The organism is Mesorhizobium kowhaii, from assembly GCF_003253745.1.
GTDB lineage: Bacteria > Pseudomonadota > Alphaproteobacteria > Rhizobiales > Rhizobiaceae > Mesorhizobium > Mesorhizobium kowhaii.
Genome location: NZ_MZXV01000056.1, coordinates 295,986 through 318,445, shown reverse-complemented (window position 1 = coordinate 318,445; position 22,460 = coordinate 295,986). Strand labels below are relative to the sequence as shown.

Annotated in this window: 21 protein-coding genes; 15 read left to right on the top strand and 6 right to left on the bottom strand. The window is 63.8% G+C overall.

From position 1 onward, the window contains the following. Positions 1-3: 3 nt before the first annotated feature. The 3 genes from dhaL to nanR all read right to left on the bottom strand — a co-directional run bounded on the left by dhaL (position 4) and on the right by nanR (position 2,517). Entirely contained in the window at positions 4-645 is a 642-nt protein-coding gene (gene dhaL, locus B5V02_RS27010; RefSeq protein WP_111547083.1) for a dihydroxyacetone kinase subunit DhaL, read from the bottom strand. A gap of 27 nt (positions 646-672) precedes the next feature. After that, positions 673-1,680: a dihydroxyacetone kinase subunit DhaK gene (locus B5V02_RS27005; RefSeq protein WP_111547082.1), complete on the bottom strand. Its 1,008-nt coding sequence runs from the start codon at positions 1,678-1,680 to the stop codon at positions 673-675. 135 nt (positions 1,681-1,815) lie between these two features. Further along, a complete protein-coding gene (nanR, locus tag B5V02_RS27000; RefSeq protein WP_342633882.1) occupies positions 1,816-2,517 on the bottom strand; it encodes a transcriptional regulator NanR in 702 nt (233 codons plus the stop codon). Positions 2,518-2,716: 199 nt separating this feature from the next. On the opposite strand from nanR, the gene B5V02_RS26995 reads away from it, so the two are divergent. The 5 genes from B5V02_RS26995 (at position 2,717) to B5V02_RS26975 (ending at position 9,267) form a co-directional block, all read left to right on the top strand. Then, a complete protein-coding gene (locus B5V02_RS26995; RefSeq protein ID WP_167458674.1) occupies positions 2,717-4,318 on the top strand; it encodes an ABC transporter substrate-binding protein in 1,602 nt (533 codons plus the stop codon). Positions 4,319-4,412: 94 nt separating this feature from the next. Then, on the top strand, positions 4,413-5,369 hold the full coding sequence (locus B5V02_RS26990) for an ABC transporter permease (protein ID WP_111547080.1): 957 nt from the start codon (positions 4,413-4,415) through the stop codon (positions 5,367-5,369). Further along, positions 5,362-6,270, top strand: a complete 909-nt coding sequence (gene opp4C / locus B5V02_RS26985; protein WP_111547079.1) for an oligopeptide ABC transporter permease — start codon at positions 5,362-5,364, stop codon at positions 6,268-6,270. Before B5V02_RS26990 ends, opp4C begins: the two co-directional genes overlap by 8 nt. Beyond that, positions 6,267-8,342 carry an ABC transporter ATP-binding protein gene (locus B5V02_RS41915; protein WP_111547078.1) on the top strand — a complete coding sequence of 692 codons (2,076 nt, stop codon included), beginning with the start codon at positions 6,267-6,269 and terminating at the stop codon, positions 8,340-8,342. Before opp4C ends, B5V02_RS41915 begins: the two co-directional genes overlap by 4 nt. A 28-nt stretch (positions 8,343-8,370) precedes the next feature. Further along, complete coding sequence (locus B5V02_RS26975; protein WP_167458673.1) at positions 8,371-9,267, top strand: dihydrodipicolinate synthase family protein; 897 nt, start codon at positions 8,371-8,373, stop codon at positions 9,265-9,267. A 43-nt stretch (positions 9,268-9,310) separates the two neighbouring features. Here B5V02_RS26975 and B5V02_RS26970 read toward each other — a convergent pair whose 3' ends face one another. Both B5V02_RS26970 and B5V02_RS26965 read right to left on the bottom strand, forming a co-directional pair. Next, positions 9,311-10,075 carry a GntR family transcriptional regulator gene (locus B5V02_RS26970; RefSeq protein ID WP_111547077.1) on the bottom strand — a complete coding sequence of 255 codons (765 nt, stop codon included), beginning with the start codon at positions 10,073-10,075 and terminating at the stop codon, positions 9,311-9,313. Between the two features lie 5 nt (positions 10,076-10,080). Next, positions 10,081-11,121: a Gfo/Idh/MocA family protein gene (locus tag B5V02_RS26965; protein WP_111547076.1), complete on the bottom strand. Its 1,041-nt coding sequence runs from the start codon at positions 11,119-11,121 to the stop codon at positions 10,081-10,083. 186 nt (positions 11,122-11,307) lie between these two features. Between B5V02_RS26965 and B5V02_RS26960 the strand changes: the two genes are divergently transcribed. The 10 genes from B5V02_RS26960 to B5V02_RS26915 all read left to right on the top strand — a co-directional run bounded on the left by B5V02_RS26960 (position 11,308) and on the right by B5V02_RS26915 (position 21,592). After that, positions 11,308-12,576 carry an ABC transporter substrate-binding protein gene (locus tag B5V02_RS26960; protein WP_111547075.1) on the top strand — a complete coding sequence of 423 codons (1,269 nt, stop codon included), beginning with the start codon at positions 11,308-11,310 and terminating at the stop codon, positions 12,574-12,576. Between the two features lie 100 nt (positions 12,577-12,676). Then, positions 12,677-13,564, top strand: coding sequence for a carbohydrate ABC transporter permease (locus B5V02_RS26955; RefSeq protein ID WP_111547074.1), 888 nt, complete (start codon positions 12,677-12,679; stop codon positions 13,562-13,564). A gap of 8 nt (positions 13,565-13,572) precedes the next feature. Further along, positions 13,573-14,448, top strand: coding sequence for a carbohydrate ABC transporter permease (locus tag B5V02_RS26950; protein ID WP_111547073.1), 876 nt, complete (start codon positions 13,573-13,575; stop codon positions 14,446-14,448). Between the two features lie 62 nt (positions 14,449-14,510). After that, the gene (locus tag B5V02_RS26945; RefSeq protein ID WP_111547072.1) at positions 14,511-15,554 is read left to right on the top strand and encodes an SIS domain-containing protein; all 1,044 of its coding nucleotides are present in this window, start codon (positions 14,511-14,513) and stop codon (positions 15,552-15,554) included. After that, the gene (locus B5V02_RS26940; RefSeq protein WP_167458672.1) at positions 15,554-16,483 is read left to right on the top strand and encodes an ROK family protein; all 930 of its coding nucleotides are present in this window, start codon (positions 15,554-15,556) and stop codon (positions 16,481-16,483) included. The genes B5V02_RS26945 and B5V02_RS26940 overlap by 1 nt, the downstream gene beginning before the upstream one ends. A 4-nt stretch (positions 16,484-16,487) precedes the next feature. Further along, positions 16,488-17,579, top strand: a complete 1,092-nt coding sequence (locus B5V02_RS26935; RefSeq protein ID WP_111547070.1) for an ABC transporter ATP-binding protein — start codon at positions 16,488-16,490, stop codon at positions 17,577-17,579. 209 nt (positions 17,580-17,788) lie between these two features. Beyond that, positions 17,789-18,787 (top strand): ABC transporter ATP-binding protein, encoded by a 999-nt coding sequence (locus tag B5V02_RS26930; RefSeq protein ID WP_111547069.1) that lies wholly within the window; start codon positions 17,789-17,791, stop codon positions 18,785-18,787. A gap of 7 nt (positions 18,788-18,794) precedes the next feature. Beyond that, positions 18,795-19,664: an ABC transporter permease gene (locus B5V02_RS26925; protein ID WP_111547068.1), complete on the top strand. Its 870-nt coding sequence runs from the start codon at positions 18,795-18,797 to the stop codon at positions 19,662-19,664. Then, positions 19,661-20,464 (top strand): ABC transporter permease, encoded by an 804-nt coding sequence (locus B5V02_RS26920; protein ID WP_111547067.1) that lies wholly within the window; start codon positions 19,661-19,663, stop codon positions 20,462-20,464. The genes B5V02_RS26925 and B5V02_RS26920 overlap by 4 nt, the downstream gene beginning before the upstream one ends. Positions 20,465-20,545: 81 nt before the next feature. Further along, positions 20,546-21,592 carry an extracellular solute-binding protein gene (locus tag B5V02_RS26915; RefSeq protein WP_208647139.1) on the top strand — a complete coding sequence of 349 codons (1,047 nt, stop codon included), beginning with the start codon at positions 20,546-20,548 and terminating at the stop codon, positions 21,590-21,592. A 76-nt stretch (positions 21,593-21,668) separates the two neighbouring features. Here the strand turns inward: B5V02_RS26915 and B5V02_RS26910 are convergent, their stop codons facing one another. Beyond that, positions 21,669-22,370, bottom strand: coding sequence for a GntR family transcriptional regulator (locus B5V02_RS26910; protein ID WP_111547065.1), 702 nt, complete (start codon positions 22,368-22,370; stop codon positions 21,669-21,671). Positions 22,371-22,460: the final 90 nt, after the last annotated feature.

Here is a 22,460-nt window from a genome sequence, read left to right as displayed (position 1 = left end):
GACCTAGTCGGTCAAGGCGACGCGCATCGCCTCGATCACGGTTACGGCGGACGCGGCGCCTGGATCCATATGGCCAAGCGAGCGTTCGCCGAGGCGGGAGGCCCGGCCCTTGGTGGCGATCATCGCCTTGGTCGCTTCCGCGCCTGCCTTTGCCGCCTGCACTGCTGCCTCGAGACTGCCCGCCAGACCCTTGCCGGAGGCCAGCGCCTCGCCCGCCGCCTGCGCTGCCGGCGCCCATGCATCCATCATTGTCTTTTCGCCAGGCTCGGCCTTGCCGCGATCCTGAATGCCCTTGGCTATGGCCTGGAACATTGCGACTGCGTCGGCGTCGTCGAGCGTTGCCTTGCCCTTGACGGCTGCCGCGCCGCGCATGAACGCGGTGGCATAGAGCGGACCCGAGGAGGCGCCGACGGCATTCAGGAACGATTTTGCCGCCGTGTTCAGCAAGGTGGTCGGATTGGTGGCCCCGGTGTCCAGCGCCGCCACCGCATCGCGTGCCGCGGAAAATCCCAGCTCCATCGCAATGCCGTGGTCGGCGTCGCCGATGATACCGTCAAGCGCGCACAGCCGGTCCCTGTCGGCGGACATGGCGTCTGCGATGGCCGCGAACATGCTGGCAAGGCGGGCAGTGTCGATTGTCGTCATGTCTTTGTCCCTTGCCGCTGAGCAGGTTTAGCCGGCGCGAAACATGGCGCAGTCGCAGGGGTGGTCCAGCATAGTCTGCAACTCCCCGTCCAGCCGATGCAAAGTGATCGAGGCCCCGGCCATTTCGAGCGAGGTGCAATAATTGCCGACCCAGGTCGCGTGAATGGATACGCCGATGTCATCAAGCCTCTGCTTCACCCGCCGGTTCATGATGTAGAGCTCCATCAGCGGCGTCGAGCCCAGCGAATTGACGAGCACGGCGACCTTGTCGCCGCGCGCCGGCGCCATCTCGTCGAGGATCTTGTCCAGCATCTCGTCGGTGATTTCGTCGGCTGTTTTCAGCTTTCCGCGCACGGTGCCGGGTTCGCCGTGGATGCCCATGCCGATCTCCATCTCGTCCGGCCCGATCTCGAAATTCGGCCGGCGGGTCTGCGGCAGCGAACAGGGCGACAGCGCCACGCCCATGGTGAAGGTGTGGTCGTTGGCCTTGCCAGCGATACGCTCGCATTCGTCGAAGGACAGCATCCGGTCGCAGGCGGCACCGGCCGCCTTGAAGATGAAGAAATTGCCGGCGACGCCGCGCCGCTTGTGCCGCTGGTCACGCGGTGCCGAGGCGACGTCGTCGGTGCTCAGCACCGTGCGCACCTCGATTTCGTCCATCGCCGCCATCTCGGCGGCCATGTCGAAATTCATCACGTCGCCGGCATAGTTGCCATACATGAACAGAACGCCGGCGCCGCCGCTGACCGCCTTGGCGCATTCGAGGATCGGATCGGGCGGCGGCGAGGCGAAGACGTTGCCGATGGCCGCCGCATCGGCCAGCCCCTTGCCGACGAAGCCAAGAAAGCTCGGCTCGTGGCCCGAGCCGCCGCCAATGACGAGGCCGACCTTGCCTTGGCGCGGTCCGTCGCGGGCGATGATCGAGCGTGGACTGCCGTCCAGGCTTTTGAGATAGCGGGGATGCGCGGCCAGGATGCCTTCCAGCATCTCGTCGACGGCACGGTTGCCGTCATTGATGATCTTCTTGGTCTGCACCGGCAGCCTCCCGATTTCGATATTTTTTAAAGATAGTACCGGGTGTTATCGGGATTTCCACCCGGCTGCGAGTATTTCACGCGTTGCGGTGTTCTCGCGCCGCCGTTGTTGACAAGCATGCCTGGGCGGACGCGGTTAGTCCGGTTTTGCCAGGCCCGAATTGAACTTGCGGCGGGCGTTTTCGAGATGCTCGCGCATCGCTCGCCCGGCCGCTTCCGGATCGTGCCGCTCGATGGCTTCGAACACGCTTTGGTGGCCAGCAAAACTCCTGCGGTTTTCGACCTCGGTGTTGGCCATGTGGATGCGCTGGTTGATCAGCCACTCCACCAGCGCTTCGTGCGCGGCGAGGAAGATCGGGTTGCCGGGGATTGCGGTCAGCACGCGGTGAAACGCGACGTCGGTGACGGCGAAGGCGCGGGCGCGGGGAATGGCGCGTTCGTTCTCCGCCAGCGCCGCGGCAAGCGCGTCAACCTGCGCGCGCGTCGCCACCTCGGCGGCATGGCGCGCGATCGAGACTTCGAGAAACAGCCGCAACTGCTCGAAATGGCCGATGCCGTCGGGTTGGTCCATCAGCAGATGTGCCGTGCCCGTCAGCTGCTCCAGCATGTTGCGCGGCGTTGGCCGCGTCACCTTCGGCCGCTCGCCGCTGTTGATGCGCACCAGGCCCATCTTCTCCAGCGCAAACAGCGCTTCGCGCACTGAAGGGCGGCCGACATCGAACATCGACATCAGGTCGCGTTCGGACGGCAGTGAGGCGCCGACCGGATAAACCTCGTCCCGGATCATCTCCTCCAGGCGGAGGCGGACTTCGTCGGACAATTTTTTTCGAACCGGCATATTGTGCATGGTCTACCTTTTAAGCTATTAGACCAATCGCCGCAAGCGAGGACTTGCGAGACCGAAGGGTTGGATGAGGCCGCCGCCGACTGACGGCGCGGCGGTCGGCGCGACAGGCGAGGGCTTGGCGCGGAAATCGGCCTGGAGCAGGGGCATTGTCCCGATTTCGGCCGGCGGAAAGCAACGGGAGGAGAATTCCATGAGAAGACTGTTGATGAGCCTTGTGCCGGCGCTGGCGCTGATGTTTGCCGCGGGCCTCGCCAAGGCCGCGGATGGCGGCACGTTCCGCTCGGCCATGCGCACCGGCTGCATCGAGATGGGCACGCTGCACACTACGTGTGGCCATAGGCTCGACGAGACCGTGCTGCAGGGGCTGGTCCACATCAAGTGGACAGGCGACGACGTGCAGCCGATGCTGGCCGAAAGTTGGAAGACGCCGGACGGCGGCAAGACCTATATCTTCAGCCTGCGCCATGGCGTCAAATGGCATGACGGCACCCCGTTCACCGCCAAGGACGTGGTGTTCAGCCTCAACCTCTACGCCAATCCGAAGGTCAACTCGCCGTGGTCGCAGAAGCTCTCGGCGGTGGCCGGATACAAGGCGTTCCAGGATGGCTCGGCCGCCTCGCTTGCCGGGGTCAAGGCGCTTGACGACATGACCGTTCAGGTCGAGCTCGACAGCGCCAAACCGCTCTGGGTGCAGTTGCAGCTTATCGCCATCAGCATCTTTCCCGAACACATTCTGGGCAAGGTCGCGCCCGGCGATATCAAGGGCAATGCCTTCTGGGTCAACCGCGTCGGCACCGGCCCGTTCATCTGGAAGAAATACGAGAGCGACCAGTATGTCGAGGTCGACCGCAATCCCGACTATTTCCTCGGCGCGCCGAAACTCGACCGCATCATCTACCAGATCTACAAGGACGTGCCGCCGATCATCGCGGCACTCGAAACGCAGGAGGTCGACGCCATGTCCTATGAGGGCGGCGGCGTGCCGATCTCAGAGCTCGCCCGCCTGCAGAAACTCGACTATCTGACGGTACTGCCGAAATTCTCCGCCGGCCTGCCGACCTACCTGCAGTTCAACCTGGAGAACAAGCGCTTCGCCGACGTGCGGGTGCGCCAGGCGATGCTCTATGCCATCGATCGCAAAGCCATCATCGAGACGATCAAGCAAGGTGCCGGCGAATTGTCGAACACGCTGTTCCCGCAGGATTGGGCGCGCGCCAACGACCTCGAGCCCTACGACTACAATCCCGACAAGGCCAAGCAATTGCTTTCCGAAGCGGGCTGGGATGGCAGCCAGCCGGTCGATTTCATCTACTATTATTCCGACCAGATGAACGTCGACACCGTCACTGCCATCCAGAGCTATCTGGCCGCTGTCGGCGTCAACATCCAGCCGCGCCTGCTCGATCCGGCGGCAATCAACCAGACCTATGCCGACGGCAGCTTCCAGATGGGCTTTTTCGCCAATGGCATGGGGCTCGATCCATCGCTCGGCTCGCCGGTCGTCGTTTGCGGCGCAAAGCCTCTCAGCATGGGTTATTGCAATCCCAAGGTCGACGAACTCTTTAACAAGGGGCTGGAATCGGCCGACCGCGCCGTGCGCGCCGAGAGCTATCAGGAGGCCTCGCGCATCCTCAACAAGGAGTTGCCCAAGGCCTGGCTGTGGAACGAGGTGCGGCCGCTGGCTTTCAACAACCGCATCGTCGGCCTCGCGCAGCACTTCAAGGAGCAGCCGCTCGTGATCTTCAACCACCCGGTCTACAACGAAGTCGAGAAGTGGGAAGTGGCCAAATAGCCGTTCGAAAAAACCTCATTCACCGATCATGGGGCTCCGCCGGAGCCTCATGATCCACCGCCTCAAGAGCCTTCTTCAGCCATAGGAGAAGCCGATGCTAAGCTATCTCCTGCGAAAACTGCTGCTCAGCATTCCGGTGTTGTTTGGCGTCACCGTGATCGTCTTCGCCATCGCTCACGCTATGCCTGGCGATGCCGTGCTGGCGATGATCACGGCGGAGGCGCCGTCGAGCGAAGCACTGATCGCGATGCGGCGCGGCGAGCTCGGCCTCGACCAGCCGCTCTACATCCAGTACCTCAACTGGATCGGCCAGATCCTGCACGGCAATCTCGGCCGCTCCTTCGTCAATGGCCGCAGCGTCGGCGAGATCATCGGCGAGCGCCTGCCGATGACCCTGGAGCTGATGGGGGTGGCACTGCTCGTCGCCTTCATCATCGGCACCACGCTCGGCGTGATCTCGGCGCTCAGGCAATACCGGCTGACCGACTATTCGCTGACGCTTGGCGGCTTTGTCGGCGTGTCGATCCCGGATTTCTTCATGGGGCTGCTGCTCGTCTACGTCTTTGCGCTGGAGCTGCGCTGGCTGCCGTCGTCTGGCATTTCGACGGCCGGCGACAATTTCTCGCTCCTCGACAATCTCAGGCATCTGATCCTGCCTGCCGCCGCACTCGCTCTGTTCCGCGCCGCGATCTTCATGCGCTATGCCCGCGCCGGCATGCTCGACGTGCTGAACCAGGACTATATGCGCACCGCCAAGGCCAAAGGCCTGCGTCCCAGCACGATCACGCTGCGCCACGGCCTGCGCAACGCGCTGATCCCGCTGGTCACCGTCTTCGGCCTGGCTCTGCCGACGTTGTTCGGCGGCTCGGTGGTGATCGAGACGATTTTCCAGTGGCCGGGCATCGGCCTGATGTTCATCGACGCGGTGGTGAACCGGGATAGCCCCGTCATCATGGACTATGTGCTGATCACCGCCATCATCGTCATGCTGGCGAACCTTGCGACCGACCTTGCCTACAGCGTGCTCGACCCGCGGGTGAACTATGACTGACATCACCGCCGCCGATGTGACGATTGCCGCCGGCGCCTCGCGCGGCTTGTGGGGCGAGGCGTCGCGCCGTTTCTTCAATCACCGTCTGGCGACGCTTGGGCTGGTCATGCTCGCCATCATCGTGCTCGCCTGCGTGCTGGCACCATTGATCGCGCATTACGGCCCCAACGACATCGACCTGCGCGGCCGCAACCAGCCGCCAGGCGGCGTCCACTGGCTCGGCACGGACGGCACCGGCCGCGACATCTTTGCTCGCATCCTCTATGGCGGCCGCATCTCGCTGACGGTGGGCTTCGTCGCCGTGGCGATCTCGGCGGCGATAGGCATCTTCGTTGGCTGCGTCTCCGGCTATTTCGGCGGCAAGGTCGACCTCCTGCTGATGGGTCTGATCGACATGGTGCTGACCTTTCCGCGCCTGGTCATCATCATCGCTTTCGTCGCCGTGGTCGGACCCAGCATCTTCAACACCATGGTGGTCATCGGCCTGCTCAGCTGGCCGTCGATCGCCCGGCTGACGCGCGGCGAGATCCTGGCGCTGCGCAACCAGGAATTCGTGCTTGCCGCGCGCTCGCTCGGCACCTCGCCCTCGGTCATCATCCTCGAGCATATCCTGCCCAATGTGCTGAGCCCCATCCTGGTGGCGATCACGCTCGACGTCGCGACCGTGATCCTGCTCGAGGCGTCGCTTTCCTTCCTCGGCCTCGGCGCGCAGGCGCCGGCGGCCAGCTGGGGCAACATGCTGCGCGATGCGCGCACGCTGTCGATCCTGGAGAGCCAGCCCTGGATGTGGATCCCGCCCGGCGCGATGATCGCGATGGCCGTGCTCAGCATCAATTTCGTCGGCGACGGCCTGCGCGACGCGCTCGACCCGCAGCACATCATGGGCGGGGGTGCGAAATGACCGGTCTCGATGTGCTCGCCGGTCGCAAGCCAACAGCAGCGCCGGGGCAGGGACCCGTACTCGACGTGCAAGGGTTGAGCGTCGAGTTCGGCCCAAAAGGCCGCTCCGTCTATGCCGTCAACGATGTCTCCTTCCAGCTTGCCGAAGGCGAGTCGCTGGCCATTGTCGGCGAAAGCGGTTCCGGCAAGTCGGTCACCGTGCAGACGCTGATGGGGCTGATCCGCAAGCCGCCCGGCCGCGTCACCGCCGGCCGTGCGCTCTATCGCGGCCACGATCTTCTGGCCGTGCCCGACAGCGAATTGCGCCATATCCGCGGCCGCGACATTGCGATGATCTTCCAGGATCCGATGTCGTCGCTGAACCCGGTGCTGACTGTCGGCCTGCAACTGACCGAGGCGCTGTGCGAACATCAAGGCCTGAGCCAGGCGCAAGCCGAACGCCAGGCGCTCGACATGCTCGACCTCGTCGGCATCGCCAACGCGCCGCAGCGCATGCGCGCCTTTCCGCACCAGTTCTCCGGCGGGCAATTGCAGCGCATCGGCATCGCCATGGCGCTGGTCTGCAAGCCGTCGATCCTGATCGCCGATGAGCCGACGACGGCGCTCGACGTCACCATCCAGGCGCAGATCGTCGAGCTGGTCGCACGCCTGCAAAAACAGCTTGGCATGGCGATCATCTGGATCAGCCATGACCTCAGCCTGGTTGCCGGCTTCGTCGATCGCGTCGCGGTGATGTATGCCGGATCGATCGTCGAATGCGCGCCGGTCGATGAGCTGTTTTCGGCGACGACGCACCCCTATACGATCGGCCTGTTGAACTCGATTCCGTCGCTGACGGCGGCAAACACCAGGCTGGTGCCGATCAAGGGGGCGCCGCCCAACGTCACCCTGGCGCCGACCTTCTGTGCCTTCGCACCGCGCTGCGGCTATGCCGAGGCGCGCTGCCGCGAGGCAAAGCCGCCGCTGGAAACGGTCGGCGGCGGCCACACCACCGCGTGCTGGCGCTGGCGGCAAATGGAGCATTTGCCGCGGCCTCAGGCGGCAGCACCAGGCATGACGCGGGCTGCCGCGCCAAAGCAAGAACCGCTGCTCGTCGTTTCCGATCTCAAGGTGCATTTCCCGATCCGGCGCGGTGTGCTCAGGCGGCAGGTCGGCGCGGTGCACGCCGTTGACGGGGTGAGCTTCGAGGTGCTGCGCGGCGAGACGCTGGCGCTGGTCGGTGAAAGCGGTTGCGGCAAGTCGACGACCGGCCGTGCCGTGCTCGGCCTCGAGCGTCCGAGCGCCGGCAGCATCCTGTTCGAGGGCAGGGACTATGCAGGGGCAACAGGCGAACAGCTCAAGCAGCGCCAGCGCGCCATGCAGATGGTGTTCCAGAACCCATTCGGCTCGCTCAACCCGCGCATGACCGTCGGGCGCATCATCGGCGAGGGGCTGCGCGCCCAGAAGATCGGCACGCGCGCGACGCGTGACGCCCGCGTCAGCGAATTGCTGGCGCTGGTCGGCTTGCGGGAAGCGCTGCGCAACCGCTACCCGTTCGAGCTCTCCGGCGGCCAGCGCCAGCGCGTCGGCATCGCCCGCGCGCTCGCTGCCAATCCGAAATTCATCATTGCAGACGAGCCGATCTCGGCGCTCGACGTCTCCATCCAGGCACAGATCGTCAACCTGCTCGACGATCTCAAGGCGCGCCTCGGGCTGACCTATCTGTTCATCGGCCACGATCTGTCGATGATCCGCTATCTCAGCGACCGCGTCGCGGTGATGTATCTGGGCCGGATCGTCGAGATAGGCACCACCGTGGCGGTGTTCGGCAGCCCGCTGCATCCCTATACGCGCGCGCTTCTGTCGGCGATCCCGGTGCCCGATCCCAAGGCTGGCGGAACACGCCGGCGCATCGTGCTGGGTGGCGCGGTGCCCGATCCGTCGAAGCCGCCGCCCGGCTGCCATTTTCATCCGCGCTGCCCGATGGCGAGCGACATCTGCACCAAGGTGGAGCCGCAGGTGCGCGATTTCGGCTCGCCCGTCTCCGGCCAGCATCTCGTCGCCTGCCACCACGCCGGCGAGGCCACCCTATGACACTCCTGGAAAGACTGAGGATCCCTAAATGACCAAGGAATTGGTGGGCATGTATGCCGCCCTGATGACCGGACTGAGCGACGCCGGCGAATTCGATCCGCAGCGCCAGCGCAACATCAACGACTATGTCCTGCGCCAGGGTCTGGCCGGGCTTTATGTCGGCGGCAGCAGCGGCGAATCCGGTCTGCTGACGGTGGACGAGTTGCTGGCTCAGCAAGAGGTGGTCTTCGCCGGCGCGGCAAGCACCGGCACCAGGCTGATCGCCCATGTCGGCATGCCGAACCTGCGCGATTCCATCCGCCTGGCGCGGCAGGCGCAAAAGCTCGGCTATCACGCGCTGTCGGCGCTGCCGCCGCATTCCTATCCGTTCTCCGACGAGGAGGTTTTTGGCTACTACCAGGCGCTGGCGGCGGCGACGGAATTGCCGCTGATCGTCTACGAGATCCCCTTGCGCACCGGCCGGCCGCTGCCGCTCGACTTGCTGGTCCGGCTGCTCGATCTCGGCAATGTCGTCGGCATCAAATTCACCTCCACCGACCTGTTCAAATATTCGCTGCTGCGCAAGCGTCAGCCGGACAAATTGTTCTATTACGGCTTCGACGAGATCTATGCCGCCGCCGGCATGCTCGGCACCGATGGCGGCATCGGCACCACCTACAACCTGCTCGGCAGGCTGTATGTGGCGGTGGACCAGGCGATCCGCGCCGCCGACCTGGAACGGGCGAAAACGCTGCAGATGGTATCGCAGGACTTCGTCGAGGTGCTGCTGGAGACCGGCGTGTTGCCGGGCATGAAAGCGGCCTTCCGCGTTATCGGCGTCGATTGCGGCCCGACCCGCGCCCCGATGGCACCGGCTGTTGCCGACGCCGACGACCGGATGCGCGCGGTTCTTGCTCGCCCGGCGGTGAAAGAGTGGCTGGCGTGAACTGCGCCAGCATCGACGATTATGGTCTCGGAAAAGACTTGGGCTAGCCGGGATTGCGGCCTGCGGACCTCCCTGTCCGCGAAAACGACGTGCGAAGGCGATAGCGGTCGCCGGCATATCGGATCGTTGAGGAGAGCAGCGGCCGGCCGGCCGCATCGACGATGAGCTGACGCATCACTAGGGTGGATTTGCCGACGTCGATGTCGAGGTGGCGCGCCAGTATTGGGTCGGCGCCGCGCGCCTCGATCGTGGTTTCGGCGCGCGCAAGATCAACGCCGGCATCGATCAGCAGGCCGAACAGCGACGCGGTGCGGAAGTCGACACGGCTGAGATCGGGGACGAGGGCGAGGGCAAAAAACGAGGTGTCGACTGCGACCGGAACCTGGTCGAGGCGCCGGATCCTCTCCAGGTGAAACAGCGTCGCGCCGGGCGCGATCGAAAGCTCCTCGGCCTCGTCCAGCGAGGCAGGCGCTTCCTCGGCGCGCAACACGTCGGAGGAGGGTGTCAGGCCGAGACGCCTGGCGGTCTCGCTGAAGGATTCCAGCGTGTTGGGAAACTCCTTCGGTACCTTGGCCGAGACGTACCAGCCGCGCCCATGCGAAGGCGTCAGCACACCCTCGTCGACAAGGCTCTGCAAGGCCCTGCGCAAGGTCACCCTGCTGATCGACATGCGCGTGAACAGATCGCGCTCGGCCGGCAGCCGCGCGCCCGAGGCAAGCTTGCCGGCGGCGATCTCCTGCAGGATCGCATCGGCCGCTTGCCGCCAGAGCGGTTCGGGTCCGTCCGACTGCAGTGGCGAGCCCTCCATCTCAGTTATCCATCCGCCCTGATCTTTTCCCAGACGCCCGTTCGCATCGAACGGTAACAGGCATCAATTACCTGGTTGACGATGACGCCGTCCTCGAAGGTTTCCAGTGGCGTTGTCCCCGCCGCGAAGTGTTCCACAAAATGCCGCATCTGTTGTGAAAAACCGTAGGCCCGGGTCTCCTCGGGCACCGGATAGACCCAGCCGGTCTCGGAATCCGCCTTTTCGACGAGGTAGCCCACGGGTTTTTCGATAAAGCCCCAGACAGGACCGACGGACGTGTCGGTGACGATGCGGCCGGCGGAGCCGACCAGTTCGTGGCGAAGCTGCATGCCGCCTTTCTCGATCCACGACGATTCGATCGTCGCGAGCTGGCCGCCGGTGAATTTCAGCAACGCGATCGCCGTGTCTTCTCCGGTCGTCTTGTCGCCATGGACCAGCGTTGCGCCCCACGCCATCACCTCGGTGATCAGATTGTCCTTGCCGAAGAAATGGCGGGCGCTTTCGACGGTGTGGCAGCCCATGTCGAGCAAGGCGCCGCCGCCGGCGAGCTCGGCGTTCCAGAAATGCGGCGCATGCGGCCCCGAATGCGCTTCCCGGGCGCGCATGGTGAGAAGATTGCCGATGCCACCCGCCTGTATCATCTGATGGGCCTTGGCAATGTTGGGGGAAAACACGGCGCATTCGGCATAGCCGTGCCATATGCCGGCACGCTGGACGATATCGAGGATTTCCTGCGCTTCCTTGCCAGTGCGCGCCAGCGGTTTGGTGCAGATGACGGCCTTGCCGTGCCTGGCTGCGATCCTGACAGCTTCGAGATGGATCTCGTTGGGCAGCGCGATCACCACCAGCTCGACAGCCGGATCGGCGCATAGGGCATCGATATCCCTGTGGGCAGTGACCTTTGGGCCCCACTTCTTGGCGAAGGCTTCCGCGCGCTCGAAGCTGCGCGAGGAGCAGGCCACGAGTTCGGCGTTGCGTACGTCGAGCAGCGAGTCCGCATAGGTCTCGGCAATGAAGCCCGCGCCCAGAATTCCAACTCCAATCATCAAGTCCTCCCAAATCCAGACCTTGTGCCCTGTCTGTTTGCCATGCCCGGTCGGGACACGAGGCCATTCAACAGGAAAAGACAACACAATACCACTTGTCACAACATGTATCAGTAGGTATGGTCCCAGACAACAGTGCAAAATCGTGAATCCACACGAGGCACCATCTTGAGGGAGAGCAGGAAAATGCGTTCCATACGTGTATCGATCCCGCTGGCGGCGACGCTTGGCGTGATGTTTTCAGGCGGCGTAGGCGCCGCGTTTGCAGACCCCGTCACCATCACCTTGAACAGCTGGCGCACCGAGGACATCGCGGTCTGGCAGGACACCATCCTGCCCGCCTTCGAGGCCAAGCATCCCGACATCAAGGTCGAGTTCGCGCCGATCAACACCAATGAATACAACGCCGCCGTCCAGTCGCAGATCGAAGGCGGCGCTGGCGGCGACCTGATCACCTGCCGCCCCTTCGACGTGAACCGCGAATGGATCAAGCGCGGCTATTTCGAGCCGCTGGAAGGGCTGCCGGGCCTGGAAAACTTCGATAAGACGTCCCGCGCGGCGTGGTCGGGCGCCGATGACAAGGCCTACTGTCTGCCTGTCGCCGCCGTGCTCGCCGGCTTCTACTACAACGCCGACATCTTCAAGGAACTGGGGTTGAAGGTGCCGACCACCAGCGCCGAGTTCATCGATGTCCTGCAGGCGATCAAGAAGGACGGCCGCTACACGCCGCTGGCCTACGGCTCGGCCGAATCCTGGCAACTCGCCTATAATGGTCTCTACAGCATCGGCCCCGCCTATTGGAAAGGCGAGGAGGGCCGGCTCGGCCTGATCGACGGCAAGAAGAAGCTGACCGACCCCGAATTCGTCGATGCCATCGCCGCGTTCGAAGCCTGGAAGCCGTTCCTGCCCTCCGGACAGGAGAGCCTGAACTATGCCGACATGACGCAGCTGTTCACGCTCGGCAAGGCGGCGATCCTCCCCGACGGTTCATGGGACATCAACCAGGCGACCTCGACCGGCCTCAATGTCGGCGTGTTCGGTCCTCCGGTGCCGAAGGCCGGCGACCAGCGCTTCCTGCAGGAGATGCCGGACATGGGCATCGGCATCAACGCCAAGAGCGCGCACAAGGAAGCCGCCAAGACCTTCCTCGACTGGGTTGCCGGGCCTGAATTCCAGGAACTCTACGTCAATGCCGCGCCTGGCTTCTTTGCCATGAGCAGCAAGCCGGTCACCTACAAGAACAAGCTGGCGCAGGATTTCGCCGATCTGAAGAAAGGTGCTGAGCTGACACCGCGGCTGGCGCTGGATCGTTTGAGCGCCGGCACGCCGCCGCTCGACGACGAGACCTGGCGTTTGCTGCAGGTGATGTTCACCAAGTCGGACGTCACGCCGCAGCAGGTTGCCACCGAGCTTCAGACCGGGCTCGCCTCCTGGTACGGGCCGCAGAAGAAGTAATCCGGGAACGCCTTGTGCATGCCTTGCCAGCCGGCGAGGCATGCGCGAAGCCTTCGGGCACGCCGGCACATCCATGCCGGCGTGAACATGAGGTCATCAATTGATATCTCCCGCTGCCGCCTACAGAAACCTGTTGCTGTTCGTGCTGCCGGCTCTGGCCGTCTATCTGGTCTTTGCCGTGCTGCCGCTGGCGACCTCGATCGTGATGAGCTTCTTCCAGACCAGTGGCACCTCCAGTGACACCTTTGTCGGCCTCGCCAATTACGAGCGCCTGTTCACTCACCCGACGATCAGCGGCCGCTTCTGGAATGCGCTTCTGAACAACATGCAGTATTTCGCCATCCATCTGATTGTCGAAGTCCCGATGGGGCTGCTGCTGGCGGCGTTGCTGACGTCGGGAAAACTGGCGCGGTCGGAAGGCATCTACCGAACGCTGCTGTTCATACCGGCGACACTGTCGGTGGTCATCGTCGGCTTCGTCTGGCGCCTGATCATCAATCCGCTCTGGGGGCTGGTCGGCTTTCCGCTGCTGGGCACGGAATCGACCGCACTGACCACCATTTCGCTGATGTCGGTCTGGCAATATTTCGGCATCCCAATGGTCTTCCTCTACAGCGCCCTGCTGGCGGTGCCCAACGAGCTTGTCGAAGCCGCCAACATCGACGGCGCCGGCGGCTGGACGACGTTCTGGAAGATCAAGTTTCCGCTGATCGCGCCGCAATTCGGCCTGATCGCGATCCTCACCTACATCTGGACGTTTAACGGCTTCGACCTGGTGTTCGCGCTGAACGGTTCGGCGCCCGGGCCGAACTACAGCACCGATATTCTCGGCACCTATTTCTACCGGACCTTCTTCGGTTCGAGCGGACAGCTTGCCGATCTCGACCTTGGCGCCGCGGTCGCAACGATCATCTTCCTCACGGTTCTGTTGGTGACCGCAGCCTATTTCTGGCTGATCCAGCGCCGCCTGAAATCATACTCGGTCTAGGAGCGGACATGAGCGCCCCGGACCTCACCATACCCGTTGCCCGCCGCCGCCAGGACCGCGAACCCTGGACGCTCGAACGCATCATCGTCCACGCACTGCTGATCTTCTTTGTCGTGCTGGCCATCGGACCGGTGCTGATCGTCATCATCAATTCGCTGAAGACGACACCGGCGATCTTCGGTGGCCCGTTCGACCTGCCGACGGCCAAGACCTTCAGCCTCGAAGGCTACAAGCGGGTCTTCACCCGTGGCAATTTCATCGTCAACTATCGCAACAGCCTGATCGTCACGGTGACGACAATCGTGCTGACGGTGGTGCTGTCGACGCTCGCCGCCTTTGCCCTGGTCGAATACCGTGTGCGGCTTGCTTCGCTGCTCGGCGGCCTGTTCGTGCTCGGCATTATGTTGCCGATCCGGCTCGGCACGATCCCGCTCATTCAGATGATGCTCGCCTGGAAACTGATGGATACGCTGGCGGCCCTCATCCTCGTCTACACCGCCATGAGCATCCCGATCGCGGTGACGCTGATGGTCACCTATTTCCGCACCGTTCCGACCGATCTCAAGGAGGCGGCGCGCATGGATGGCGCCAGCGAGCTGCGCACCTTCTGGATCGTGCTGCCTTTGGTCAGGCCGGGGCTCGCCGCGGTGGCCGCGCTGACCATGCTGCCGGTCTGGAACGACCTCTGGTTCCCGCTGATCCTGGCTCCAAGCCGGCAGAACCAGACGGTGACGCTCGGCGTGCAGCAATTCGTCGGCCAGTTCATGAACGACTATCCGGCACTTCTCGCCGCGCTGACGCTTGGCGCGGTGCCGCTCGTGCTGCTGTTCACCCTGTTTTCGCGGCAATTCATCAGCGGCCTCAGCAAGGGCTACAGCAAATAGCCGGACGGCCGACAGGCAGATTTTCAGAAGACCCTCCAATTTCGAACTGATGGAACACCAAGATGCAGATAGGCACTTACATCCGCCGGCAGCCCTCGACCCTGACCGGGCTGCCCGCCGCCATCGGCGCGGATCTCGACAGTTTCGCCAGCCTGCGCCAGAAGCCGGAGCGGATCGTACTGCTTGGCACCGGTTCCTCGATGAATGCGTTGCTGGCCGGCGCCGAAGCGCTGGAGGAGGGGACGGGCGCATCGGTGATCGCCAAGGAGCCAGAGGCTTTCCTGCGCCTGCCGCCCAAGGCATCGGGCCAACGCACGCTGGTTCTCGCCGCCTCGCAGTCCGGCATGAGCATCACCACGATCGAGGCGGTGCGTTTGTCCGTTGCGCGCGGGTTTCCCACCCTTGTCATTACTGGTGAGGAGGGCAGCCTGATTACGGAGGCGGGCGCCGAGGTGATCGTCATGCCGATCGGCCCGGAGACGGTCGGCCCCAAGACCATGGGCTATACCGCCACCGTTATCTCGGTGCTGGCGGTCGCGGCCAAGCTCGCCAACAAGGCGGTCGATCTGTCGGGGTTGCTTGCGCAACTGGAGCAGACAGCGGAAACCGGTCTGGCGGCTGCAAAGGATCTGATCACGCGGTTCGGCGTCCCCGACTACATACTGGTCGCCGGACAGGCGACGCATCTTGGCACCGCGCTTGAGGCGTCGCTCAAGATCGCCGAGATCAGCGGCGTGCCGACAGCCGCCTTCGACACCGAAGAGGCTTTGCACGGTCATGTCTATGGCACGACGGACAAGAGCCTGGTGATCGCCATCGCACAGACCGCGACCGAAGCGAAGGTCGCCGCCAATCTTGGCGAGGCATTGGCCGAACTCGGACCGCGAACGGTCGTGCTCAACCTCTCCGGCCGTCCAACCCGTTTCGATCTCAATGTCAGCTGGCCGACGGCGCCGGAACAGCAATGGCTCGCCGGTTGCTGGGCGCCGATCCCGCTGCAATGGTATGGCTGCGAGCTGGCGATCGCGCGTGGCATCGATCCGGACAAGATGATCTACCCCAATCTCGGACGCAGGCTCAACGTGCGCATCCGCAAGGAGGCCTGATGGTAACCGCGATCGGAATCGACATTGGTGGCAGCCTGGTCAAGCTCGGCGCCGTCGACGGATCGGGCAAGGTGCTGGCGCGCGGTACTGTCCCGGTGCATCGGGATATCGAGTTTTCGGATTTCGTCCATCTGGTCACCAAGGCCACCGAGGAGCTGACGCGGCAGTTTCCGGACATCGCGGCCATCGGCATTGGTGTGCCGGGCACGCCAAATCCCGAGACCGGCATGCTGAACGGTCGCTGCCCGGCGATCCCGGCGCTGTTGAAGGGGTCGCTGTCAAAACTGTTCGGCATTCGCTTTGGCGTCCCGGCCATCGTCCGCAACGATGCCGTCTGCGCCACCCATGGCGAAATGCGGCACGGCGCCGGCCGTCCCTTCTCCCGCTTTGCGCTGCTGACGCTTGGCACCGGCATCGGCGGCGCCATGGTCATCGACCGCAAGGTCATCGACGGTCCGGACGGTTTGCCGCCACAACTCGGCTGCATCTCGCTCGATCCGGCCCGCACCGACATTGCCGATCCGGTGCCTGGCATGGTCGAGAACCTGGCCAGCGCCCGCGCGCTCGTCAACCGCTATCGCCAGCTCAAGCCGGACACCGACGCCACCAACGCCGAGGCGGTCTGCGATCTTGCCAAGCAGGGTGAGCCGATCGCGCTGCAGGTTGTCGACGAGGTGGCACGCTGGCTCGGCCAGATGATCGGCATCATGTCGAACATGCTCAACATCGAGGCGGCGATCATCGGCGGCGGTCTGGCACTGGCCGGCCCGTTCTTCACCGACCGCATTGCCCGCAATGTCAGGGATTTCGTGCTGCTCAAGCCCGGCCGCCCGCCGGTGATCGTGGCGGTGGAGCATGGCAACGACGCCGGCGTGATTGGTGCCGCGGCGCTGGCGCTCGACATGTTCGCGCCGGCCAGAAAGGAATAGCGCCATGGCGGATGTCGAACTGAGGCAGGTTTCCAAGAGCTTCCAGAATCTGAAGGTCGTGCACGATATCGATCTCGATATCGCCGAGGGCGAATTCGTCGTCCTCGTTGGGCCATCCGGCTGCGGCAAGTCGACGACGCTGCGCATGGTGGCGGGACTGGACAGGCCGAGCGGCGGCGAGATCCATATCGGCGGCAGGCTGGTCAACAACGTTCAGGCCAGGGATCGCGATATCGCGATGGTCTTCCAGAGCTACGCGCTCTATCCGCAGATGACCGTGGCGCAGAACATGGCTTTCGGCCTGCGCATCCGCAAGGTGCCGGATGGCGAGGTGACGCAACGCATCGCCCGTGTCGCCGACATCCTCGACCTCAGCGAACTGCTGCAACGCAAGCCGCACCAACTGTCCGGCGGTCAGCGCCAGCGCGTTGCGATGGGCCGCGCCATGGTGCGCCAGCCGAAAGTGTTTCTGTTCGACGAACCGCTCTCCAACCTCGACGCCAAGCTCAGGGTGAAGATGCGCGCCGAGATCAAGAAGCTGCACCAGATGGTCGCGACCACGACAGTCTACGTCACCCATGACCAGGTCGAGGCGATGACGCTGGCCGACCGTGTCGTGGTGATGAACAAGGGGCGTATCGAGCAGATCGGACCGCCCAACGACCTCTACCATGAGCCGGCCAGCCGCTTCGTCGCCGGCTTCATCGGCAGCCCCGGCATGAACTTTTTCAAGTGTCGCCTGGAAGCACGCGGCGACCGGCTCGCGGTCGTGCTCGTCGATGGCACAGCACTCGCCGTCCCGGCTGTCCGTACCGCACGCTATGCCAGCCATGTCGGGCGCGAACTCGAATTCGGCTTGCGTCCCGAGCACATCACCGAGCAGCGCGAGCGGCCCGACGTTGTCGACATCAAGGCGCCGGTCGAGGTGGTCGAGCCGATGGGCATGGAGACGCTGCTGCATGTGCTGATCGCCGGCGCGGAGGCAACGGCGCGCATCGATCCAGCTTCGACACCGAAGCCCGGCGAGGTCGCGACACTCTCGCTTGGCATGGCCCATATGCACCTGCTCGATCCCGACAGCGGCAAGGTGCTCTGAGCGCCACGGCGTATCGCCACGACCTGCGAAGGGCCCGGCCTAGGGGATGATGGTTCCCTGCCACACTTTCGTGTGTCAGAAAGCAAAAACAATATATTATTTGTTGACAAATATAATTTTGGAGCGAATTTTTAGGCGCGGTTCCGAAAGACCGCGATGGCCTTCGACACGCCCGGCCATCTCACCGCAGTCCCAGGAATTTGCCGGTCATGATCGACATCCAAAGCGTGTCAAAATCCTTCGTGACCAGGGACGCCGATCCGGTTCACGCGCTGAACGAAGTCAGCCTGGAAATCTACGATAATGAGTTCTTCACGTTGCTCGGCCCGTCGGGCTGCGGCAAGACGACCCTCTTGCGGCTGATCGCCGGCTTCGAGGCGCCGAGCTCGGGCGTCATCCGCATCGCCGGCAGCAATGTCGCCGCCTTGCCGCCGCAGAAGCGGCCGGTCAACACCGTGTTCCAGAGCTACGCGCTGTTCCCGCATATGAGCGTCGCCGAGAACATCGCGTTCGGGCTCGAGATGCAGAACGCGCCGAAATCGCTGATCGACGAGCGCGTCAGGGAAGCGCTGGAAATGGTGCGGCTCGAGGGCTTTGCCACGCGCCGCCCGGCGCAATTGTCGGGTGGCCAGCAGCAGCGCGTCGCGGTGGCGCGTGCCCTCGCTCCCAAGCCTAGTGTGCTTCTGCTCGACGAACCGCTGTCGGCTCTCGATCTCAAACTGCGCAAGGGCATGCAGAGCGAGTTGAAGCGCCTGCAGCGCGAAACCGGCATCACCTTCGTGCTGGTCACCCACGACCAGGAAGAGGCGCTCGCCATGTCCGACAGGATCGCGGTGATGCGCAGCGGCGACGTGCTGCAGGTCGGCACGCCGCGGGACATCTACGACAATCCGCAGGACCGCTTCGTCGCCGACTTCATCGGCGAGTCCAACCTGCTGCCGGGTGCAGCGCTTGGCCGCGACCCGGCCAAGACGATCGTCGTGCGTCCGGAGCACATCGTCGTGTCACCGGCATCGGATGGCGCCAGAGGTCACGCCAGGGGAGCCGTTTCAGCCATCACCTTCCTCGGCTCCGACACGCTCTACGAGGTTGTCCTGGAAGAGGGAGCAAGGCTGCATTCGCGCTCGCGCGGTGGTGCGGCACTCGCGACGGGTGACATGGTCGTCGTCGACTGGGCCCGCGACGTCGAACGCGAACTGGCGAACTGAGACGGCGATGGGTCCGAACCGCACCTATCTCTTGATTGCACCGGCCATGCTGGTCATCGGCATCTTCATGGTGCTGCCGCTCTTCCTGGCGGTCGCCTATTCCTTCATGACCGCCAACCCTTATGGCGGCGTCACGGCGCCGGCGACATTCGACGCCTATCTCCAGTTCCTGTATCAGCGCGACTTCGACGACGGCCTGGTTTTTTCGCCGAGCTATGCGCTGATCATCCTGCGTTCGATCTACCTTGCCATTGCCACGACCGCTATCTGCCTCGTGCTCGGCCTGCCGGTTGCCTGGTACATCGTTTGCCAGACGCCGGAGCGCCGGCGGATCCTGCTGTTTGCCGTCACGCTGCCGTTCTGGATCAACACACTGATCCGCACCTATTGCTGGATCCTCATCCTGCGCGACGAGGGCCTGGCGAACGGCGCGCTGCGCCATGCCGGTATCATCTCCGATCCGCTGCCACTGCTCTACAATGACGGGTCGATCCTGCTCGGCCTCGTCTACACCTTCCTGCCCTTCATGGTGCTGCCGATCTATTCGACGCTGGAGCGCATCGACCCCAGGCTGATCGAGGCCGCGCACGACCTCTACGCCAGCCGCGCCGCCGTCTTCCGCCGCATCGTCTGGCCGCTGGCGAGACCCGGTGCGCTGGCCGGCGCCACGCTTGTGTTTGCGCCGGCGCTCGGTTCGTTCCTGGCCCCCGACCTGCTTGGCGGCGGCAAGAAGCTGCTGATCGGCAGCCTGATCCAGATGCAGTTCACCTCGTCGCGCAACTGGCCGTTTGGGGCCGCGCTGTCGACCGTCGTCACGGTCGTAGTGCTGACCGTCTTCGTCATCCGTTCGCGCAAGGCACAGGAGGAACGGCGATGACCGGAGCGAAACCCTTCGACTGGCGGCACACGCCCGGCCTGTCGGCCTACACCGCTCTGATATTCGTGTTCTTCTACGCGCCGTTGCTGATCCTGGTGATCTATGCCTTCAACTCGAGCCGGCTGGTCACCGTATGGGCCGGCTTCAGTTTCAAATGGTTCGTGGCGGTCGCCAACAACAACTCGATCCGCGACGCCGCCTTCAACAGCGTCATCATCGCCATCGTCGCCACCATCGCCTCGACGGCCATTGCCACGGCCGGTGCGCTGGCGCTGGAACGCGGCCGGCTACGCTTCGGACGCAGCGCGGCAACGGCGCTGATCGCGATGCCGCTGGTGGTGCCGGAGATCGTCGTGGCGATCACCACGCTGATCTTCTTCTCCGGGCTCGGCATGCATCACGGGCTCATCAACCTGATGATCGCCCACACCGTCTTCTGCATCCCGTTCGCGCTGTTGCCGATCCAGGCACGGCTGCGCGACATGGGCGGTACGCTGGAGGAGGCCGGCCGTGACCTCTACGCCGACGAGTGGCGGCTGTTTCGCCGCGTCACGCTGCCCTTGCTGCTGCCGGCGATCTCGGCCGGCGCCATCATGGCCTTCGTCGTCTCGCTCGATGATTTCCTGATCTCGATGATGGTGTCGAGCGCCGGCTCGACCACCTTGCCGGTCTACATCTACGGCATGATGCGGCTTGGCGTGACGCCGGAGGTCAACGCCATCTCCACCATCCTTCTTGCCGTTTCCATCGTCTTCGTTGCGGCGGCATTGCTCGTCGGACGGCGCAACAGATTTGCCTGAACCATGATCCCGAAAAGTGGAAGCCGGTTTTCGGAAAAGATCATGGTCACAACAAGAAAACAAAACCAGAGGAGAACGACCGTGACCAAATGGAAAGAAGGACTTTCAGGAATAGCCCTGGCCACCGCCATCATGGGGGCCATCACCACCACCGCGCTCGCCGATGCCGGCGAACTGCGCATCTACAACTGGACCGACTACACGTCGGACGAAATGATCAAGAAATTCGAGGCGGAGACCGGCGTCAAGGTCACCATCGACACCTACGATTCGAACGAGACCGCGCTCGCCAAGCTGAGCTCGGGCGCTGCCGGCTACGATGTGATGATCATCAGCAACGACTTCGTGCCGATCTTCGTCAAGCAGAAGCTGTTCCAGGAGGTCGATGCAGGGGCGATGCCGAATTTCAAGAACGTCGATCCGAAATGGCAGCACCGGTCTTGGGATCCGGATGCGAAATACACCGTGCCATGGGTGTGGGGCACCACGTCCTATTCGGTCGACACCGCCGTCTACAAGGGTCCGACCGACAGCTTGAAGCCACTCTTCGATCCACCGGCGGAGCTCAAGGGCAAGGTCGGCATGTTCGGCTCGCCGACCGAGGTGATGTCGCTGGCGCTCGTCTATCTCGGCAAGGACCAGTGCAACAGCAATCCGGCGGACTTGAAGGAACTCGATGCCTTGCTCGAGGCGCAAAAGCCTTTCGTCAAGGTCTACAATTCCGACGGCATAGTCGAGCGCCAGGTTGCGGGCGAGACGGTCATGCACGAGCAGTGGTCGGGCAAGGCGCTGGCGACACGCCAGCAGAAGTCGACGGTCAAATATGTCTATCCCAAGGAAGGCGTTGTCGGCTGGATGGACAATGTCGCCGTGCCCTCGACGGCGCCGAATGTCGAGAACGCCAAGAAGTTCCTCAACTTCCTGATGGACCCGGAAAACATCGCGTTGCAGCAGAAATACACCGGCTACCAGAGTGCGATCGCTGGATCGAACAAATATCTGGCGGCGGATATTGGCGGCTCGCCGGAGTTCAACCCGCCGGCCGACCTGAAAATCTCGTTTGCACCGTCATGCGACGAGAAGGCGATCCGTGCCTATGACCGGATCTGGACCAATCTGCGCCAGTAGGCCCGTGACGCAAAACGCCGCCCGTTTGTACGGGCGGCGTTTTTACATCCTGTCCGAGGAACTCGAAAATGAAACGCTATGCCCGCACAATTGTCTTGCGCGCCGGCAGGTCATCGGCTTCGGCGGCCAGCAGGATGTCGGTGGTCACCGCCAGATGCGCCGCCAGCAGTTCGGCTGCCTTCTCGGTATCGCGGTCGAGCACGGCATTGGCGAGGTCCTGATGTTCCTTGCTGATGTTGCGGGCATTGGGCGCCAGCGAGACCGAACGTCGGCGGTAGCGCTCGCTCTGATCGTAAAGCTGGTCGCGCAGGCGCAGCAGCCAGCGGCTGTCGCAGCCGCCGACCAGGGCCTTGTGGAAGGCCGCATGCGCGGTCGCCCATTCATCGCTCGAATGCACCGGATCATCCGGTGTGTGCTCGGGCGTGCGCGACAGCCGATGCAGGGCGGCGACCAACTGCGATTCCCAGGCGACGTCGCCGACCTCGATGGCACGGCGGATGCACAGCGTCTCGATCTGGATGCGGGTCTTGGTGAGGTCGAGCAGGTCCTCGGCCGAAATCGGCGCGGCGCGAAAGCCGCGCTGCGGCTCGGCCACGACAAGGCCCTCGGACGTCAGCCGCGACAGTGCCTCGCGGATGGCACCGAGGCTGACGGACAGCCTGTCGCACAGTTCCTGCACCTTGAGCCGGCTGCCGGGCGCGATCCGGCACGACAACAGGTCGGCGCGCAGATCCTCATACGCGCCCTGGGTGAGATTGATCGAGCCTTCCCTAGCCATTGGTTCGCCCGCGGCCGAATCTGTCCATCGAATGCCCCTCATACATTATCCCAGGCAGGAATCAGAATGCAAAATAATATATTCTCTGTT

Coding starts and splice junctions, on each gene's coding strand:
- dhaL (WP_111547083.1), bottom strand. CDS start 645: ATGACGACAATCGACACTGCCCGCCTTGCCAGCATGTTCGCGGCCATC.
- nanR (WP_342633882.1), bottom strand. CDS start 2,517: ATGCCGGTTCGAAAAAAATTGTCCGACGAAGTCCGCCTCCGCCTGGAG.
- B5V02_RS26995 (WP_167458674.1), top strand. CDS start 2,717: ATGAGAAGACTGTTGATGAGCCTTGTGCCGGCGCTGGCGCTGATGTTT.
- B5V02_RS26990 (WP_111547080.1), top strand. CDS start 4,413: ATGCTAAGCTATCTCCTGCGAAAACTGCTGCTCAGCATTCCGGTGTTG.
- opp4C (WP_111547079.1), top strand. CDS start 5,362: ATGACTGACATCACCGCCGCCGATGTGACGATTGCCGCCGGCGCCTCG.
- B5V02_RS41915 (WP_111547078.1), top strand. CDS start 6,267: ATGACCGGTCTCGATGTGCTCGCCGGTCGCAAGCCAACAGCAGCGCCG.
- B5V02_RS26975 (WP_167458673.1), top strand. CDS start 8,371: ATGACCAAGGAATTGGTGGGCATGTATGCCGCCCTGATGACCGGACTG.
- B5V02_RS26970 (WP_111547077.1), bottom strand. CDS start 10,075: ATGGAGGGCTCGCCACTGCAGTCGGACGGACCCGAACCGCTCTGGCGG.
- B5V02_RS26965 (WP_111547076.1), bottom strand. CDS start 11,121: ATGATTGGAGTTGGAATTCTGGGCGCGGGCTTCATTGCCGAGACCTAT.
- B5V02_RS26960 (WP_111547075.1), top strand. CDS start 11,308: ATGCGTTCCATACGTGTATCGATCCCGCTGGCGGCGACGCTTGGCGTG.
- B5V02_RS26950 (WP_111547073.1), top strand. CDS start 13,573: ATGAGCGCCCCGGACCTCACCATACCCGTTGCCCGCCGCCGCCAGGAC.
- B5V02_RS26945 (WP_111547072.1), top strand. CDS start 14,511: ATGCAGATAGGCACTTACATCCGCCGGCAGCCCTCGACCCTGACCGGG.
- B5V02_RS26940 (WP_167458672.1), top strand. CDS start 15,554: ATGGTAACCGCGATCGGAATCGACATTGGTGGCAGCCTGGTCAAGCTC.
- B5V02_RS26935 (WP_111547070.1), top strand. CDS start 16,488: ATGGCGGATGTCGAACTGAGGCAGGTTTCCAAGAGCTTCCAGAATCTG.
- B5V02_RS26930 (WP_111547069.1), top strand. CDS start 17,789: ATGATCGACATCCAAAGCGTGTCAAAATCCTTCGTGACCAGGGACGCC.
- B5V02_RS26925 (WP_111547068.1), top strand. CDS start 18,795: ATGGGTCCGAACCGCACCTATCTCTTGATTGCACCGGCCATGCTGGTC.
- B5V02_RS26920 (WP_111547067.1), top strand. CDS start 19,661: ATGACCGGAGCGAAACCCTTCGACTGGCGGCACACGCCCGGCCTGTCG.
- B5V02_RS26910 (WP_111547065.1), bottom strand. CDS start 22,370: ATGGCTAGGGAAGGCTCGATCAATCTCACCCAGGGCGCGTATGAGGAT.